The 18,652-nt window shown below is 34.4% G+C and carries 18 protein-coding genes and 2 pseudogenes; 18 read left to right on the forward strand and 2 right to left on the reverse strand.

Annotated features, from left to right (window positions below):
* The first annotated feature begins 366 nt into the window (after positions 1–366).
* The 6 genes from ACIQ7T_RS26535 (at position 367) to ACIQ7T_RS26560 (ending at position 3,979) form a co-directional block, all read left to right on the forward strand.
* A complete protein-coding gene (locus ACIQ7T_RS26535; protein ID WP_402874900.1) occupies positions 367–840 on the forward strand; it encodes a hypothetical protein in 474 nt (157 codons plus the stop codon).
* Between the two features lie 223 nt (positions 841–1,063).
* Complete coding sequence (locus ACIQ7T_RS26540) at positions 1,064–1,423, forward strand: DUF7662 domain-containing protein (protein WP_402874903.1); 360 nt, start codon at positions 1,064–1,066, stop codon at positions 1,421–1,423.
* A 304-nt stretch (positions 1,424–1,727) separates the two neighbouring features.
* Complete coding sequence (locus ACIQ7T_RS26545; protein WP_402874906.1) at positions 1,728–1,901, forward strand: hypothetical protein; 174 nt, start codon at positions 1,728–1,730, stop codon at positions 1,899–1,901.
* The gene (locus ACIQ7T_RS26550; protein ID WP_402874909.1) at positions 1,902–2,117 is read left to right on the forward strand and encodes a hypothetical protein; all 216 of its coding nucleotides are present in this window, start codon (positions 1,902–1,904) and stop codon (positions 2,115–2,117) included. It begins immediately after the preceding gene.
* Between the two features lie 409 nt (positions 2,118–2,526).
* Positions 2,527–2,916, forward strand: a complete 390-nt coding sequence (locus ACIQ7T_RS26555) for a four helix bundle protein (protein WP_402874912.1) — start codon at positions 2,527–2,529, stop codon at positions 2,914–2,916.
* A gap of 208 nt (positions 2,917–3,124) precedes the next feature.
* Positions 3,125–3,979, forward strand: coding sequence for a DUF3888 domain-containing protein (locus ACIQ7T_RS26560; protein ID WP_402874915.1), 855 nt, complete (start codon positions 3,125–3,127; stop codon positions 3,977–3,979).
* Between the two features lie 268 nt (positions 3,980–4,247).
* Here the strand turns inward: ACIQ7T_RS26560 and ACIQ7T_RS26565 are convergent, their stop codons facing one another.
* Positions 4,248–4,661 carry a DUF3888 domain-containing protein gene (locus ACIQ7T_RS26565; protein WP_402874978.1) on the reverse strand — a complete coding sequence of 138 codons (414 nt, stop codon included), beginning with the start codon at positions 4,659–4,661 and terminating at the stop codon, positions 4,248–4,250.
* A gap of 224 nt (positions 4,662–4,885) precedes the next feature.
* On the opposite strand from ACIQ7T_RS26565, the gene ACIQ7T_RS26570 reads away from it, so the two are divergent.
* From ACIQ7T_RS26570 to ACIQ7T_RS26625, 12 genes and pseudogenes are all read left to right on the forward strand, one after another.
* Positions 4,886–5,248, forward strand: coding sequence for a hypothetical protein (locus ACIQ7T_RS26570; protein WP_402874918.1), 363 nt, complete (start codon positions 4,886–4,888; stop codon positions 5,246–5,248).
* Between the two features lie 114 nt (positions 5,249–5,362).
* Positions 5,363–5,608, forward strand: coding sequence for a cold-shock protein (locus tag ACIQ7T_RS26575; protein ID WP_402874920.1), 246 nt, complete (start codon positions 5,363–5,365; stop codon positions 5,606–5,608).
* A 309-nt stretch (positions 5,609–5,917) separates the two neighbouring features.
* Positions 5,918–6,514 carry a recombinase family protein gene (locus ACIQ7T_RS26580; protein ID WP_402874923.1) on the forward strand — a complete coding sequence of 199 codons (597 nt, stop codon included), beginning with the start codon at positions 5,918–5,920 and terminating at the stop codon, positions 6,512–6,514.
* A complete protein-coding gene (locus tag ACIQ7T_RS26585; protein WP_402874926.1) occupies positions 6,501–6,713 on the forward strand; it encodes a hypothetical protein in 213 nt (70 codons plus the stop codon). Before ACIQ7T_RS26580 ends, ACIQ7T_RS26585 begins: the two co-directional genes overlap by 14 nt.
* Positions 6,714–6,822: 109 nt before the next feature.
* The gene (locus tag ACIQ7T_RS26590; RefSeq protein ID WP_402874929.1) at positions 6,823–9,426 is read left to right on the forward strand and encodes a zinc-ribbon domain-containing protein; all 2,604 of its coding nucleotides are present in this window, start codon (positions 6,823–6,825) and stop codon (positions 9,424–9,426) included.
* Between the two features lie 125 nt (positions 9,427–9,551).
* Positions 9,552–9,656 (forward strand): annotated as a pseudogene (locus tag ACIQ7T_RS26595) (GMP synthase (glutamine-hydrolyzing)); the annotation flags it as partial.
* 535 nt (positions 9,657–10,191) lie between these two features.
* A complete protein-coding gene (locus ACIQ7T_RS26600; RefSeq protein WP_402874932.1) occupies positions 10,192–12,951 on the forward strand; it encodes a TerB N-terminal domain-containing protein in 2,760 nt (919 codons plus the stop codon).
* Entirely contained in the window at positions 12,952–14,262 is a 1,311-nt protein-coding gene (locus ACIQ7T_RS26605) for an ATP-binding protein (protein ID WP_402874935.1), read from the forward strand. It begins immediately after the preceding gene.
* An 8-nt stretch (positions 14,263–14,270) separates the two neighbouring features.
* The gene (locus tag ACIQ7T_RS26610) at positions 14,271–16,406 is read left to right on the forward strand and encodes a DEAD/DEAH box helicase (RefSeq protein WP_402874938.1); all 2,136 of its coding nucleotides are present in this window, start codon (positions 14,271–14,273) and stop codon (positions 16,404–16,406) included.
* Positions 16,407–17,088: 682 nt separating this feature from the next.
* Positions 17,089–17,784 (forward strand): hypothetical protein, encoded by a 696-nt coding sequence (locus tag ACIQ7T_RS26615; protein ID WP_402874941.1) that lies wholly within the window; start codon positions 17,089–17,091, stop codon positions 17,782–17,784.
* The gene (locus ACIQ7T_RS26620) at positions 17,763–18,062 is read left to right on the forward strand and encodes a hypothetical protein (RefSeq protein WP_402874944.1); all 300 of its coding nucleotides are present in this window, start codon (positions 17,763–17,765) and stop codon (positions 18,060–18,062) included. The genes ACIQ7T_RS26615 and ACIQ7T_RS26620 overlap by 22 nt, the downstream gene beginning before the upstream one ends.
* Before the next feature lie 86 nt (positions 18,063–18,148).
* Positions 18,149–18,292, forward strand: a pseudogene (locus ACIQ7T_RS26625) (hypothetical protein); the annotation flags it as partial.
* Positions 18,293–18,452: 160 nt separating this feature from the next.
* Here the strand turns inward: ACIQ7T_RS26625 and ACIQ7T_RS26630 are convergent.
* Positions 18,453–18,590, reverse strand: coding sequence for a hypothetical protein (locus ACIQ7T_RS26630; RefSeq protein WP_402874947.1), 138 nt, complete (start codon positions 18,588–18,590; stop codon positions 18,453–18,455).
* Positions 18,591–18,652 lie beyond the last annotated feature (62 nt).

Raw genomic sequence — 18,652 nt, forward strand, 5'->3', positions numbered from 1 at the left:
TTGAGTACGCTTAAAAACAGTTTTTTAGATGCTTGGTAGCTTAAGAATTTCCAATTCCGATGTTTTTTATGGTTGACATATCACCACTGGGCTTTCTACTTAGAATGAGAGCGTGGAAAATGTGAAGACCTGCATTCCCACACCTGCGCTCCTGTTATTGATATAACGCCATATTCTATACAAGTATGGGGATAGATATAACGTTTCTTCTGAAAAACATGGGGAATTATAAACCAAATAGAGTTTATATAAGTTTACAACCGTACTTTTTTGTATTAATTAAAAAATTTTTTTGATGAAAACAGTAATAATTTGTAGTGACTTTGTATACGATGAAAAAACTTATTTAGAGAGGGGGTAATAGAGTTGGAAAAATTACAGTATAAAATGTTGCCGATTGAAGAAAAATTGGTATGGCTTAATGGAGAGCTACGAGAAAAAGAACTGAAGCAAGTTGCTAGCGTAATAGGAATGTCTGCCAGCAGCCTAACGAAAGATATTTGTATAGCGGGTTATCGCTTTGACAGAACTGCTAGACAATATGTTGTTGTACAAGAGAAAAAGGAAGACGCTACTGATGAAATGTTAGCTTATATAATGCAGCATTTTAATGCTATACAAGCTTTAATAGAGGAGGGTAGGAATAGACAGAATCTATGTTTAGAGATAGATAATCGTTTATACGCTGCGCCAACAGAAGCATATCAAACTAGAAGTTTCAAGATACATCAGGAAATTTACAATGAGTTTGTTCAACTGTATGAGGAACAATTTCGACATTTAAAAATGCAACATGTGGTCTCGTTAGCGATTGCAGAATTTGTGAAAAGCTATAAATAGGATTGATTATTGCTGAATATAAATAGGAGACGAAAGTGTACGGAAGTGAACATTTTGTATATAACAGTTTTATTTAAAAAGGGAATTTTTCAATTAAAGTTTTGTATTTAAAATTAAACTGATAGCCGAAGCAATTTCTAAAATGAGGTTGCTTTTTTAGTTGGAATAATGATGGTAATAAGTTACAATCTGAAATATGGATAAGGTTGGAGGGGGTAAAATAATGGGAGATAAGTATTTACCTCTATATCAGTACTTAGCAAATAGAAATGATGCAACAGTAATGCTAGATTTCGAAAAAATAGAATCCATCATAGGGTGTAAATTACCTAATTCAGCTTATCAATATCCAGCGTGGTGGGCTAATCAAAAAAAGCACCATAGTCAAACAGGTGCATGGATGGATGCAGGTTATTTTGTCCAATCTGTTAGTTTTGGCAAAACAGTAACGTTTGTAAAAGAGGATGCTTCCAGACAACTAACAACGAAAAAGGTAATTGAGACCATTACACAGCACCCTATGGATAAGATTGCGTTAAAAGTTAGTGCACTAAAAAACTATAGTAATAGAGGAAACTCCTAAATTTGAGGAAGAGAATCTAGATGAACAGTTCCATTACATTAGAAAATTGTCTCGTACAATTGGGAATATAAGCAATGATTTAAGTTATTTGAGTTGTCATTATATAGAAGCATTTTTAAACAAGAACTTTAAGATGGATTCTTGCTCAGTCTTAACAAAAGCACAAGGGGCAGCGGGGCTAGATGTGGATGAGGTTACTGTTGCTGGACAAAGAATTATAGGTTAACTAAAGACTACATATCCATACGCAGAATATGATTTTGGGGCAGCGCAAAAAACGAATATTAAGGAAGATTTTGAACGTTTGCAAACTGTACAAGCAGATTTTAAATATTTTTTTGTCATTGAAGAAAAAACATTTGAAATATTAAAGGAAAAATATCGGCATTTGTTGCAAGGTATTACATTGGTCTTGTTACCAGATGCACTAGATTACGTTAATGCTATTGTACAGATAAATGGACAGGAGGAGAATTAAATGAAATTTGTATATTATAACGATACAGGGAGAAATGTATCTATCCATCCAGCGACCAAAGAAACTTATAAAGTAGAATGCGATACGAGTACTATTCAGCCCTTGCAAGAACGTATATTTTATTTGCCAGATAAAACTTACCCTTGGGTTAAAATGTGGGATTACGGGGAGAAACGAGGTCTTAGTATTATAGTAATACCACAAAATGATGAGTAATTAGAGTTGATAAAGTATTTTCGAATAATTAAGGAATAAACAATGTTTAAATAGTTATTAGTGATATGATAAGAATGATTGTATGTAGTATTTTAAAAAATATATTAAATAAGTATCTGTGCATATAGGTGAATGGTTTTAAAAAAATCCATTTGTTGTTTATATGTAACAGATACTTTTTTATTGTCTTATAGAGAAAACAATTTTGTTGTTATGGAAATATATGAAAATAATAAAACTTGCTAGTTGAGGGAGTTAGTCTTTCTAGAACCGTTTTTAGAAGGGGTAGAACACAATTTGAATCCCAGCATATTGATTTTACTATAAAATATAGTTAGAGCTTGTTTAGAAGCCAAAAAATCTGATGATGAGTGCAAAATATCAATTGTTTTAAATAGGAGGAAGCATAATGGAAAATACAAAAGAAATAAAAATTAAAAACCCAAGAAGTTTAACTGTATACAAAAAGTGTATGGAATTGAATGGAATGATATATAAGCTTGTAAAGCAATTCCCTATTGAAGAAAAATATCGGATGGAGTCACAAATTATACGGTCTTGTACAAGTATAGGAGCCAATTTGGCAGAGGGGAATGGGCAAATTTACAATGCGAAAGAGTTATCTTTCCTAAATAATAGCCTGGGTAGTGCCCAAGAGACAGTTTATTGGTTAGATGTGGCGATAATGAAATCCTATATCTCTTCCGAGCAATTTAAAATTGCAGAAGGGCTTACACAAGAAATTATGCGAATGTTAATAGGAATGATGAAAAAACTAAAAAGTGAAGAGGTCGTTTAATTACGATGTAATAAATTTTCAACTTGAATTTAAAATGGGTAGCTATTAACTAGGTTTGGTTTGCTGAGATTGAGCCAAACCTGTTTTTATTAAGCTATTTTCTAAAAGATTGTTGCTATTCAACTAACGACGCAATTTAGTTGAAGAATAATTTAAAGATTTCAGTGGAAAATACACATTAATTAAATCTATATTAAAGGAGTGTTCAATGAAGAAAATCCTGGTAATACTATCTTTTGTTCTTCTTAGTATCCATATTAATAACCATCAAGTGGCTGCTGAAAAACCACCGAATGAGAACTTTTACAAAGATGCTTTGTTAACATTAAATTCAGGAAATCTTGATGCCCGAAGTGAACAGCCTGATTATAAGCTTATTTATGATACTTTGATTACAACTCTATTCCCCTCCATAGATAAAGAAATTATTAATTATTATGGTTATCCCAAACAATTTGAGGATGCTAAAATTCTGAGTATTACAAGAGAGCATGAGGGTAGTTTTGATTTTAATGCAGCAGTCCAAGTAACAACATTTGAACATGCACATGACCCTCCTTATGGTAAGGAAAAAATGACTTTTAACATAAGTCCATTTGGGGTTAAGACCATTAGCTTTCAACATGAGGTCGATAAATTAGAAAAGGATATAAATGAATTTTATAAAGCAACATTTTCAGATATAAAACAGTCTTTTAATTTGAATTTAGAGTCTTACTCTTCTTACACATACAATCAATTGCAATACCAAGCTGAAATAAATAATGAATTTAAATCTCTTTTTAAAATTGCAGAAGAAATAGTAATCAACATATTGCTTCCTGAGAGAAAGATACCCAACAAAAATGTTATTGACCCTGTAACCTTTATAAAAGACAACACAGGTTATATGCTCTTTAAAAAGTCTGATGGTACAAATGTAAATTATAAAGTACAAAAGAAAGATGGTAATTGGATAGTAACAGATAAAAATAGTAAACAAGGTAAGAAAATGGATTATGGAATACCATGGTATGTATGGAAAAAATTAAGCCTACTGATTAATTCAGTTAGGCTTTTTTAATAATATAAAATGTGTGTGTATGGTTTCAGTTTGTAGTATTTGAAGTGGGCTTTCAAACTGAATTTTTGGCGGAATTGAAAGATATCGTATCCTAATCCTTATTAACTCCTATGAAAGAACTTTATTATCTTTCGTATTCTGCGATGAAGTGCCAATTTTTGCGCTTCATGGATGGCTAACGGATGCTATGCTCCAAGAAGAGGATTGGCTTTTTCTTATTGAAGTAACGACGTAGATTAGTTAAAGAAAGTCCGTATTAATTACGTAATTATTCTGGTGGATATTTATATGTTTTTAGGTGCGTGTGATTTATTAATTTAACCTCAGGTCCGGGAGAAATTTCATAGGTCATGCGGTCTTTCCCTACAGGGATATGATGTCCACCATCTGTAGGTTCAATTTCAAATGTAATTTGCAAAAAAAAGCCACGGAAACTATTCACTCTCTTTGTTTCAATCACTTCAATTTTCCACGGAGTTACATTAGCTGAAAAATCCTTTAAAATATTTGGATAATAATAGCTATTCAAATCTTTATCAATATAAGGAGTAAGCATTAGCATAAGCATATCCTGTAATCTAAGTTCTTCAGAGTCTTGAGTTGAATTATATGATGAAACGGTTTTTGTTTGAATAGATGCTATAATAATGAATAGTATAAAGGTAATTAAAATCTTTTTCATCATCTTCAATTACACCTCTTTAAGGTTTACTTACTAAATTGTATTTTTTCCTTTTAAAGAATAAAGTATGTACATATTGAAGTAACGGGGTGCTTTACTTGAAGAACATGGAGTTGCATGGGCAGCTCTTTTTTTATGAATTAACGAAGCAGGTTAGTTAAAAAATGAACAAGAAAGTGTTGTAAAATAATGTAAGAAACGGAAGACTTAGGAGGTGTGTCAATTTGGCTTATATTCACGAGTTTGGAATAGTTGAATGTATTGAAAAAAATAAAGAGTATGTTAGTTATGAACCTGAAAAATATCATTGCATAGGTGTAGATGGGGACCTTTTTGATGAACTTATGTCTAAGGATTTTGGTGAAAAAATGAATCATCTAGAAACATTCGCACATAACATAAATAGAACTTATAAAAGTCTCGCATATTTTGGAATAACATTGATACCACCGAGTTCTCATAAACAATTTTTAAATATGGTTAGAGAAGCAAACGACGAGTACAAATCAGAAGAACTTGAAGAATTGATGAAAAAAATAGCTGAAGCAATAAAAGAGGATAGATGGTTGATTCATTATGGTGTTTAATTTTGTCAATACATACATGTAAGCTAAGAGGTGATTGTTCGATTAGAGCAATCGCTTCTTGTGCTAACGGCGTAGTTTAGTTGAGTAAAAGAATGAATTGGAGGTCGAACAGATATGAAACGAGAGGGAATTGTTAAATGGTTTAAAGAAGAAAAGGGTTATGGTCGCATCATGCTTGACGGTGAGGATGGAAATCACGTTTTCGTTCATTTCAGTTCGATTTTACCTGATAAAGAAAGATTTCTGAATGGATTCAGATTCCTTAAAAAAGGTCAAAAAGTATCCTTTGATTTAGTTGAAAACCCAAGTTCTACTGACCAAAAGAAAGTTGCAGAAAATGTAATCGTTATTTCTGACTAAAAAATTCTTCTTCTTCAACTAACGGATAGTTAAAGGTTAACTCTGTTATTATGTTTTAACAGCAACAATCTTTTAGAAAACAGCCTTTATTAAAATGTAAATCGTAATTGCAGCTAATGCTAGCGATTACGGGAAACCTTGTGAAAATTACATTTATATATTTGTCTATTTAACCTTCGTTTAGTAGACAAAATAGAAGCGGAGTATAAATTAACGATTATGCTCTATTTTTTTATTGTTTTTGTCTATAAACTCGTCTATTATCAAAAGTGTATAAAATGTATGAGAAAATAGAAAGTGGTGTGGATATTGAGTAGAATTATTGGATATTGTCGTGTAAGTACTGAAGAACAGAATTTAGATATGCAGGAACAATCTATTAGGAAGTACGCAAAAGACAAGGGGCTTGAACTTGTTTTGTATATTGAGAAGGTTTCGAGCCGTAAGAGCGAACGTAGCGAATTGCAAAATGCCATAAAGGCAGCTACAAAAGGTGATTTATTTGTAGTTTATAAATTAGACCGACTTGCTCGAAGTACGAAAGAATTGTATGAGTTAACAGACCAATTAAAAGAAAAGGAAGTTAATTTTGTTTCAATATATGATTCTTTTGATACTTCAACACCAACAGGAAAAGCAATGTTTGGCATGTTAGCTGTATTTGCTGAATTCGAAAGAGACGTTATTCAGCAACGAACAAAGGCTGGATTAGAAGCTGCTCGTAAACGTGGAAGAGTAGGTGGTAGACCAGCTATTGATGAAAAGACTAAGAAACGTGTACAAGCATTATTTAAATTAGGTGAAAGTGCAACTGATATTGCGAAGGAATATAATATTGGAAGAGCTACCGTGTATAAGATTATTAATGAAAAGAAGAATTCAGGTGAAATAAATGCAACAAAATAATTTAGCAAATATATATTCAAAAAAGAATATAGAGAGAATAATAAAAAAGTATGATTATTATAAAGATTTAAGAGCTGTAAAAGAAGATATAGAAGAATTGCAAGAAAGTTATAAAATAATGAAAACGTCTTATAGGAATGAATATTATTATAAAAATTCATTTTTTAACAAACTTGTTTTAGGTAAATATCATCTATAACTATACTTAAACCGAAAATAAATGTGCAGATTTTATATAAATACATAAGACATAATTATAATGAACTGGTAAGGCTAATATAACTATGTTTAACAGAGGTAAATTACGAATGACTACTATACAAGAAATCCAAGATATTGCATTAGAACGTGGTGGAAAATGTTTGTCTGAATCATTTGATGGTTGGAAATTTAAATTGAAATGGGAATGTGCAGAAGGACATATTTGGGAAGCAACTTTAAGTAACGTCAAGTATGGTAAATGGTGTCCATCTTGTGGAAAGAAACGTAGAGGATTAAACAGAAGAGATACTATAGAGAATATGAAGAAATTAGCTGCTGTTAAAGGTGGTACCTGTTTATCAACAGTATATTTAGGTTCTTCTAAACATTTAGAATGGAAATGTGAAAAGAATCATATTTGGAATGCTAGTCCGGATAATATCAAAGCTGGTAAATGGTGTCCGACTTGTGGAAAGTTAAAATCTTCAAATAAAAGAAGAAAAACTATTGAAGATATGCAAAATTTAGCGGAATTAAATGCTGGGAAATGCATATCCGAATCATATACAAATATGAATATAAAATTAGAGTGGGAATGTACAGAAGGACATAGGTGGAATGCTCTTCCTAGTAATATAAGTGGTGGTAAGTGGTGCCCGTATTGTAGTGGAAGGCACAGAACAATAGAAGAAATGCAAAATTTTGCGAATCGAAAAGGTGGAAAATGTTTATCTACTACATTTAAGAAAATGACTGATAAGTTAATATGGGAGTGTGCTGCGGGACATAGATGGGAGAGTACTCCTAATTCGTTATTTAATAATAAAAGTTGGTGTCCAAAATGCGCTGGCAATTTACAGAAAGATTTATCTTATTGTGAAGAACTTGCTCTAAAAAAGGGTGGAAAATGTCTTAGTAAGAAATATGGAGGTGTAGATAATAAAATACTTTGGGAGTGTTCCAAGGGTCATCAGTTTAAATTAACACCTTTTTCAGTAGACAAAGGGACTTGGTGTCAGAGATGTAATCAAAATCGAAATAATCTTAACGAAGAAAAATGCAGATTCATTTTAGAATCAATATTCAAAGTGGTTTTCGAAAAAGATAGAAAAGTACTGGGAAACAATCTAGAATTAGATGGTTATAATAATGAGTTGAAAATGGCATTTGAATACAATGGCATACAGCATTATCGATATAATAATTATTTCCATAAAAATAGAGAAGGTTTTCATGCGCAGATTCAAAGGGATGAAAAAAAGCGGAGTTTATGTATCGAAAAAGGAATAATATTGATTGAGATTCCTTATACAATTGAATCTGATAAAGACAAAGAAGTATTTATTTATGATGAGTTAAAATATAGAGGTTTAAAAGTCGGTGAAGCAGTAATAGATTGGTCGGATTTTTATAATGGCTACGACCCTTTGGAAGAAGTGCTTGAAATAGCAAGAAAGAAGAATGGCAACTGCCTGTCTATTACATATGAGGGTGTAGATGGAAAGCTAATTTGGAGATGTGAGCATGGCCATGTATGGGAAAGTTCACCTTATCAGATTAAGCAAGGTTCATGGTGTCTTCGATGTGCTGGTAAAATTAAAACGATTGAAGATATGCAAGAATTGGCGGAATTAAAAGGAGGGAAATGTCTATCTAATCAATACGTTAATAATTCTACAAAGCTTCTTTGGCAATGCAGTAAAGGTCATACTTGGAAGGCGATAGCTAGTTCGATTCAGAGAGGAACTTGGTGTCCCGAATGTAGTGGATATAAACTATTTAGCCTATCTGATATGAATAAAATTGCTAATAATAATAACGGTGAGTGTCTCTCAAACGAATATAAAAACTTAAATACTAAGTTGAAATGGAGATGTGAAAAAGGGCACATTTGGGAAGCTACTCCTGCCAGTCTAGTAAATGGGTCATGGTGCAAGGAATGTCTAAAACCTTCAATAGAAGATGCAAGAAGTATTGCTGAAGAATACGATGGTCAATGTTTATCAGATGTTTATATAGATTCGAAATCAAAATTAAAATGGAAATGTGAAAACGGACATGTTTGGGAATCTATTCTTGGTAATATCAAAAGAGGTAGATGGTGTCCAAGTTGTAGAAAATTAAAGAATGAATCAAAAAAGCGGTTAAAGTTAGCCGAATTACAGCAATTAGCTCATAGCCGAAATGGTACGTGTTTAAGTCAAGTATACGAAACTGTTGATGCTAAGTTACTTTGGCAATGTAGTGAGGGACATACGTGGAAAAGTTCCCCCTACAGTATAAAGAATGGAGCATGGTGTATTAAATGTGCTAATAAGAAAAATGCAGATAAACGAAGAGCTACCATTGAAGATATGCAGGAAATCGCAGATGAGAGAAATGGAAAATGTCTAAGTACGGAATATATAAATAACCAAACACCATTAGAATGGGAGTGTTTATACGGGCATCGCTGGATGAGTACTCCAAATAATATAAAAAATGGCTCATGGTGTAGACAATGTCATATTAAGAAAAATGCTGATAGACAAAAAAAGAGTATTGAAGATATGAGGATACTGGCAGCAACTAATAATGGTGAATGCTTATCTGATGAATATATAAACGCTCATGAGAAGTTAACTTGGAAATGTTCGAACGCTCACATTTGGGAAGCGAAACCAAATAATATTCAGCAAGGTAAGTGGTGCCCGAAATGTCGAAAGAAGTGAAAAATGAATGCTCTTGCTAATACACTTATCCATTATATGGGAATTAACCATAAGACTACGCAATCGGTATCTGTGCCGTAACATCAATCGATGGTATGATTTCTGACTAGGTACGCACCCCTTGGGATGTACTAGAGAAAATCCCAGTGCACCTAGTGAACGAAGTAAAACACGCAAACCGTGTGCAATATGATAATACATCTAAGCCACCAGCGAAAGGGAGGTGTTAATTGAAGGCGGAGAGAAAGAAATTAGACATAATGCAATTCTTGAAACATATCAAAATGGTACATCAATAGCAGACATAAGAAAAACATACAAAGCAAGCACAGGAACCATATACCGATTACTAGAGAGAGAAGGTATTAAACGCTAGGAACATAAGGGGGTATCAATTCTCTGTACTTCGTTTTTACAAAATACAACTTTAAAGGAAGTAAGGAAACTATGTATTGTCCCGACTAATGGTATCAAAGATGGTGAATCATACAAATTTGAATTATTAAAGCTTTAACCTGTGCTGTATTCTCGTATCTAAAGTGGGTACATATAATTGGTGAGTCACGGATTGGTTTTTGGATGGGTAAGGGGAATTACCATAATTAGAACATAATAGTCCCCTATTTTTAGTTTGTCGTTAGTATCTTAATCTTTTTATTTACTTATAGACATACGACATATTACTGGGAGTAATTGCTTATTCCCAACTAATAGTGCTTGAGAAAAGGTATAATGGACTAAAAGTGGTAAAGAGGTGTTGATGTTTTGAATAACAAATCAAAAAAAGTTGGGTATACTCTGGCTTTTTTTCTGGGAGGAATCGGAGCTCATGCGTTTTACTACCGTAAATACGTAAAAGGTTCGATGTATCTTCTTTTTAGTTGGACGTCTGTCCCAATTCTCTTAGGGTGGGTAGATATGTTTTTCATTAAGGCATGGCACAACAAAATAGAAAACAACCCGGTAGTACAAAAAAACAACTTGAATCAGAAGGCAACAAAAGACATCCCCGTAAAAAAGGAAACTAATAAAATTACAATGGATGACCCAACGATTAAGAATCGACTAGACAAGGAAAGTGTTCTGTTTTCCGATGGGCGTCCACTCAAACCTCTTGCAGAAGAAACTCTTAAGAGCGAAGAGCGCAAAAATGTAAAACAAATTGTTTATGCAGCCATAGAGGAACAACAAAGAGTAGACTATACGCTAAAGAGTGAGCCGGTTGAGGAAGTGCAAAGCATAACAAGCTCAATAGTCAGTCCTGAAAACATTATTTCTTCCCACGTTAAAAAAACGCGTTTGAAAGTCGAAGAAGCTACCATACAGACACAAAAAACACCTGAGTATCCTCTTAAAGAAATACAAGAGGTCGTGTCGACACTCAAACAGGTACAACAGTTACAACTTGCTAAAGCAGCTGTGCAGCCTCCTACTGAAGACACTCACAGTGAAGAGCAAATAATAGCGGATACACAGACATTACTCAGCACAATGGATAACAATGCTGCCCTGTTACCGAAACTGGAAGAAGTAGTAGTGGATGAAGTAATCGAAAATGTTGAGGCAGATATACTAGAAGCAATAGACATAAAAGTGAAGGATGATGCTGCTGTGACAGTGGTATATATGGAGACAGAAGGCAAACAAGAAGCGGCAGAGACCATTCTCTCGGAATTAACTCATCCTATTCCTTCTGAAGAACCATCTGTGAATACGGACCTGGTAGGGCAACCTAAAAACGGTTTTTTATTGCAAGCCTCTAAATTAAAACGCAAGATTGAGGAATCATTAAAAAATATGCCAGATGTCAACGTTGCGAAGCCAAGTAATCATTTTTACAATGAAGACGCGATTATTCTAGACAAATATAGGCACATTGAGACACCTAGAGAGATACTGAAGGCTATCGAACAGATAAGACGCGGCAGTTCTTCTAAAAAAAACAATTCTTATGTTGTGAGCTTTCCCCACGATGGAAGCCGATTCATCAAACATTCCTTAGACTATGCAACTAAAAGGGGTGTCGAAAGCCAGGAAATCCCGTTACACGCCTATTGGACGACCTTTGACAGTTTGAACCATGAACAAAAAAAGTGGTACTTTTACTGGAGAGAGCAAGTGTTGAATGGGAAATACCCAGATGTAGACCTTAGCTACATCATCTTGTTTGTTTATGAGCTATTGAACTACTCCTTTAATCAAAAAGCTGCATTCAACATAAGCATGATGATTCGGTTGCATGATAACTACGTAGAAAGACTTCCTAAGGTGAAGACGTACATAGGTAGCTGGACGGCTGATATGTTACGAGAAGTCGGTGAAAATGACTTATTGGAAGAGTGGACGTCCTCGTCGGGTGAGCTATACGTGATGCCATTGTATAAACAACTCAAGGAAAAACAAGACGAATTAGCACGAATCTCCTTTACTACATGGAAACCTTATATCAAAGATTATAAAGAAACTGTGTTTTTTACTGCCCATAAACATAAAATTTATAGACTCTTTAAAGAGAGCTTCCCACTTCTACAGGGCGTGTACCAAAAGCAAGGAGAACAGTTAATTGACCACTACTTTAAAATACAAGAGGAAACAATCGTTAAGTACTTATATACCAGTGCTGTTCTAGGGCGTGAAACGGACCGTTTTCATGTTCAAACGAAACGAATACAGCCTACTGCACGAATAAAAGACGAAGTGACTGCTTTGTTCCGTTTATCTGAAAATGTAACAAGACTGCTTAATGGGGAGAAACGTCAAATAAAAGTTGATGAATCGTTCTTACCGGAGGGGTTTAAAGAAATGATGATGGAACACTTTACGCCAGTAGCGAAGGAAACGACTAAACGATTTAAAGTCGTTCAAAAAGCAGAAAATAGTGAGGGATACGGCAAAATTCCACCCCCACCCGAAGAAGTTCCCGTACCTGAACAAAGACCAGTTATTGAATTCAATAGTGCTAACATCAAAGCGTTTCAAGCAGAGACAGAAGAACTCATTGCGATATTCAATGAAAGAAGTACAGAAGAAGACGACGCTCTAGGTTTTACTTCTAAAGGAGACACTTCTCCCTATGGAGGGAACACAAGCACTAAGTATGTAACCAATATTGAAACCATGAAAGTCCGAATGGATACCGAAGAAACGGATAACCAAGTAGCGGGGGATACGGAGCACTCATCAATCGGTGAAACAGTACCGCCTACGGGTACATCCTCTTCCCCTGCGGATATCTTCTTTGCACTAGAAGGTGGGGGTAGTGTCGCTGGAGAGGAAGACTTCATTGAATCCCTAACCGCGATTGAAAAAGAATTCCTGGTTCAATTTAATAATGGGGTTTACAACCGAAACACAGCCAACTCCTTCTTGAAGCAAAAAGGCATCATGCTAGGCATGTTTATCAGTGAAATCAACGAAAAAGCCAATGAATACCTAGGTGATAACTTCCTTGAGTCTCAAGATGAGGAAATCGCAGTCTACGAAGAATTCGAACAATGTATTATAACGCTAAAGGGGACCGAATAAATGGATATTAAAAAAAGAGATTCCACCGCAATTCTTAACTCACTAGGAGGTGGCGTCGTACCGAACAGAGGGTTGCATCACATCATGGTGGGGCGAAATGAAGAAGCTAAACAAATTTTAAGTGACTTGGACAATATTAAAAAGGGTTCGTCCTTTATGAAGCTATTCATTGGGCCCTTTGGGAGCGGTAAAAGTTTTATTCAAGCACTCATCCAACAAGCTGCTTTTAATGAAAAGTTTGTTGTCGCGAAAGCAGACTTCACACCTGAACGTCGATTATACGGGACGGAAGGTAAAGCGGTCGCGACTTACACGGAACTTATGAAAAACTTAGCGACTGCGACTGTCCCTCAAGGAGGCGCATTACCTACCATTTTGGACAAGTGGATTAGCGAAATTCAAATGAAGGTACAACTCGATAAAAATTACGAATCTGTTGTATTCGACAACCCTTCCTTCATTAAAGATGTAGAACTAGCCATAACTGATGTTGTATCTAAAATGGATGAACTTGTCGGTGGATATGACTTTGCACGTATTCTAACCCAATACTTTAAAGGATTTGTTGAAGATGACAACGAACTCCAACGACAAGCGCTTCGGTGGCTTCGGGGAGAATACACATCCAAAATGGAAGCACGTAAGGATTTAGGCGTTCGCGAAATTATCAACGATATTAATTACTATGAGTATATAAAAGTTTTTTCTCAGTTCGTGAAGCAAATTGGATACTCCGGTTTGGTCGTTAATCTCGATGAAGCCATTAACTTGTATAAGATTACACGTCCTCAGACTAGAGAGAAAAACTATGAAACGATTTTAAAGATTTACAACGATACGTTACAAGGGAATGTTGAGGGGTTATATATCACGATAGGTGGAACACCGGAATTCTTAGAGGATGAACGTAGAGGGTTGTTCAGCTATGGTGCTTTAAAGAGAAGGCTTCAATCCAATCGCTATGAAACAAATGAATACCGTGACTTATCCCAACCGGTTATCACCATTAAGCCATTGAAACATGATGAAACCTATGTGCTTTTGGAAAAGTTAAGAGACATTCATGCCGTTCATAATGGATATACAACAACCGTAACGAGTGATGAAATTAAGCACTTCATCCGTGAGGAGTATTCACGACCTGGCGCAGAAGAAAACCTAACTGTCGGAGACATTATTCGAAGTTTTATCGGCGCATTAAACATTCTTCATCAAAATCCAGAATACAATCGTGAACAATTGTTTGGCGAAAAAGAAACGAAGCTACAACCTACAAACGTGATTTCTAGATTCTCAAGAACAGAAGGGTAGGAATACGTATGCAAGCATTCGAACTGCTTTCCAAAACAATGCAAAAGAAGATATGGGATATGAAATGGGATAAGTTAATGCCTATTCAAAACAGGACGATTCCTGTAATCATTGAGACGAATAAAGATGTTATTCTCTCGTCTGCTACTGCCTCTGGTAAAACGGAGGCAGCTTTTTTGCCAATAATCTCCCTTATTGAGGACAAGGCTGAAAACCAGCTGAAAGTATTGTACATCTCGCCCCTAAAAGCCTTAATAAACAACCAATTTGAGCGCATTGAAAGACTTTGTGAGTATAGCTCCATACCGATACACAAATGGCACGGAGACATCAGTCAAAGCCAGAAAAACAAGTTCGTGAAAAACCCGTCAGGCATTCTACAAATCACACCTGAATCCGTTGAAAGTTTGTTCATTAATCGTACGGAGCATATCAAGAACTTGTTCAAAGGGATTGAGTTTATCGTCATTGATGAAATCCATTCGTTTATCAATTCAGAACGCGGCGTTCACCTTCGTTCTCTGCTCTCTCGCATCGAGAAGTACACCGAACAAAGACCAAGAATTGTCGGTCTGTCTGCTACCATCGACAACTTTGATTTAGTTAAAGAATGGGTGAACTTTAAAGACACGGACAATGTTGAAATCATTGAAACAGTTGGCAGTGAAAAAGCGCTCCAATATTACCTAATGCATTTTGAAACCGGGGAAGACAGAAAGCTACCGGTGGAATTATTTGAGGATATTCGAGAGGTATCTAGAGAAAATAAAACCATTATCTTTTGCAATGGAAGAGGACAAGTAGAAGAAACTACGGTCTTCCTAAATCGATTGGCAGAGAAAGATAATGTGGGTGAAACGTATTTCGCGCATCACTCATCCATTGATAAAAAAGAGCGGGAATACGTGGAGAAAACAATGGTCGAATCCAAGACACCTAAAACTGTTGTTGCAACCAGTTCATTGGAACTTGGTATCGACATTGGGGACGTAGACATTGTGGTACAGCTAGACAGTACATTTACCGTTTCGTCTTTGAAACAGCGATTGGGTCGCTCAGGGCGTAAAAAAGGAGCGGACCAGATGTTACAGCTGTACACAACAGAAGAGGATAGTTTACTGCAATCGATAGCGGTTATGGAATTAGTGCTTGATAAGTGGATAGAGCCTGCTACGGGATATCCAGCCCCTTACGACATCTTATTTCATCAATTGATGTCTATCTGCCAGGAAACGAATGGGATTACCTTAGAGGCACTTATATCGAACATTAAAGGAAATCATATTTTCCATGACATGCAGAAAGAAAAGGTAGAACAGATTATTCTTCACATGATAGAACATGACCACCTTGAGAAAGTGAAGGGTCGTAACGAGTTAATCGTAGGCATCGAGGGGGAAAGGATACTCAGAAATAAAGAGTTCTATGCGGTCTTTATGACTCCAGAAGTCTTCACAGTACTGGAGGGAGTAAAAACCATCGGTACCTTGGATAAGGGACTATTTGATGAAGGTGACTATATCATTCTTGCGGGTAGACTATGGAGAATCAATACCATCGATTTCAAGAAAAATAAAATATATGTGAAAAAGGCGGTAAACGGTAAGCCACCTATGTACGGTGGCGGTCCTATTGATATCCATAATCGTATAGGCGAAAAAATGATTGATATCTTGTGTTCAAATCAGCAGTTTGGCTATTTTAATGATACTGCTGAATATACATTGCAGGATATGCGAAAACCGTATTTTGAATATGGTGTACAGCCCAATGAGCGGATTCTGTGGAAGACCAAACATGAAATTGTTTTTGATACGTACACAGGCTCTAAAAACGCTCAAAACTTAACTTGGGCACTCCGTTCACTAGGGCTCAATATTAAAAAAAGAGATGGCTTAGGAAGGATAATTATCGAAGGCTTCAACGGAGATATAACCGAAGTGATAAGACAAGCACAAGAAAAACAATGGGTATTTGAAGACTTGGTACGTGTCACACATGAACAGGAATTGTTTGTATCTAAATTCTCTACTTACTTACCGAAAGACATACAGGAGGAACTGCATGTAATAAGTAAAATAAACTTGAAAGGAATGGTAGAATACCTAGCTACCCATTCGTTTAGAGTTATCGATTTAGAGTGAGACCCTACTTGTAATTATAAGTCTCTCCTGAAAGTGAGGAGTAAAATTTTCTTGTTATTAAAAGTTGATATTGAAGGTCGGTGGCAGGTGTTATGTGTTTCATTAAAAAAAGCGTAAAGCATTGTAATTACAACGTTTACGCTTTTTAGTAGTTTGCGGGACTGACCTCACCACTAACCTTTAGTACCTTCCGTTTTGCCCGCAAAGGCTGTTATTAATAAAATAACTGCTATAACTACTAATGGTAATAAATTTAAAATCATTGCAACCCCTCCTGTTAAAGTTAATAGACTTGATAGATTAGCCATATTTGTGGAGGTTAAAGCCGAAATTAGGATTGTGAAACACCAATTTCTTATATGGTTGGAAGGTTCAGGAATCGAACCCGAAGGTGAACAAATTAATAAAAATATTAAAGTAATTAAATGAAATATAACTAATAATAAATATAAATTAAATCAAAAGAATATTCAATAAATAGTATACTTTATTATCTAGAAGGGTCGTAACATAAGAGTTTGACACCAGGACAAATCTGGGGTGTTAAATGTGTAAAATACATATAGGTACATTTCTTCACACAGTTATAAAAAAATATCGAGACGATACGATAGTTTATTATTTTATCATCGGTACTGCAACGTATTTATTTAAGATATCAATAGAGAGGTGGAATACAAGTATGCACTTAAGTGATAAACAAAAGAAAATTATAGTGAAGATTCAAGAAGGTAGTATTGAAGATATTTATTCATTTGTGAGTACACATGAAAAGGTTATAGAATTTAAGTATGACCATGAGGAAATTTTAAAAAATAAAACGTTATTTTTAAATAAAAGAAAAGAAGCAAGTCCATTTGGGGAGAATGTTGATTTTTCTGAAATAACGGAAGCGTTAAATATTCCAAAACCTCTTGCCACTGGGGAGTTTATTAACCAAAAGCATTTTGATATAAGTATTGAATTAGTTAGTGAAGAATACATAATAAATCCTTTTAAAAATACAGTTTTGTATTTACCAAATTTATATAATGAATTGTTAGAATTTTATCAAGTTTGGAATCAGTTGGAGCGCAATCAATTGTTGCTTACTATGGAGAAAAAAATAACAAAACAGGATGCAGAAATATTTCTTAAAGAGAAAATTAAATCAGAAAGAGAATTTAACAATTTTATAACATTTAAGGATAACGATTTTGCAGATTTTCAACTAATTAAAGATGAAGAGTCTATATTACTTTCTACAAAATACCTAGGTAAAAAAATCCTGCCATTACCAGACTTAAATATATTGATTGAAAATAAATATAAAACTGAAGATAGATTAAGATATGATAGGGCAACAAATCAAAGTCGGTGGGCTTTGGAACATCTATAGTTGTCGGAACACTATCTATAATCATAAGTACTTTATCATTAATTTTAAGTAATTACTTATCTGATGAAAATACAAAATTTTGGGTTGAGAATGAACAAAATAGATTAGAAGAATATCATGAAATGAATAGTGCATTAAAAACAATAAGTGATGATTTAATAGAATATAAAAATATCAGTGATTTAGATACATTAGAGGAGAAGCAAAGAAGTGAAATTTTATCGGATATAAATGAGACTCTCGAGGAATTACAAATAATTTTATCAAATGGAGAGTAAATAATAATTTAACTATTTTCTTACTAATTCCCAATAAAAAATATAGTATTTTATTGGGAATTAGTATTTGCCCGATAATTGTAAAGAACGTAGTAGACCCGGCAAAAGTAACTCATTCAGCACTTCAAAACGCAGCTTCTGAAGCAGCGCTATTCTTAATGACTGAAGTAGTAGTTAATTATTTTGAGATGAACTATTTATTTATATTTAAAACACCTATTCTAAGTTAATATTTAGATAGATGTTTTTTGGGGATATAAGTAACATATTCAATTATGATAACTATTTTTAATTTTTTACCCATATATTATTAGTCACTTAAATAATGGTATAAGCTTCAATCCATAATATAATAAAGTCTTTTCATTATGATTAACTTTTTGCTTTAGATTAATTTTTGCCAAATTTTTTTAGTGCATCTCCATTAGCCTTGACAGCTTTTTCATAACTAGATTTTATTATTTCTTTACTCAATGTTTGATTTTTCTTTATTGTTGATTTTTCATTGTTGTTTTTGTTATTAGTCATTATTATATCAGCCTCCTTTCAAATGTAGCTATAGATAACTTTTCTCTATCTTTAAGAAATTC

This window comes from Lysinibacillus sp. NPDC096212 (assembly GCF_044763105.1).
Lineage (GTDB): Bacteria > Bacillota > Bacilli > Bacillales_A > Planococcaceae > Lysinibacillus.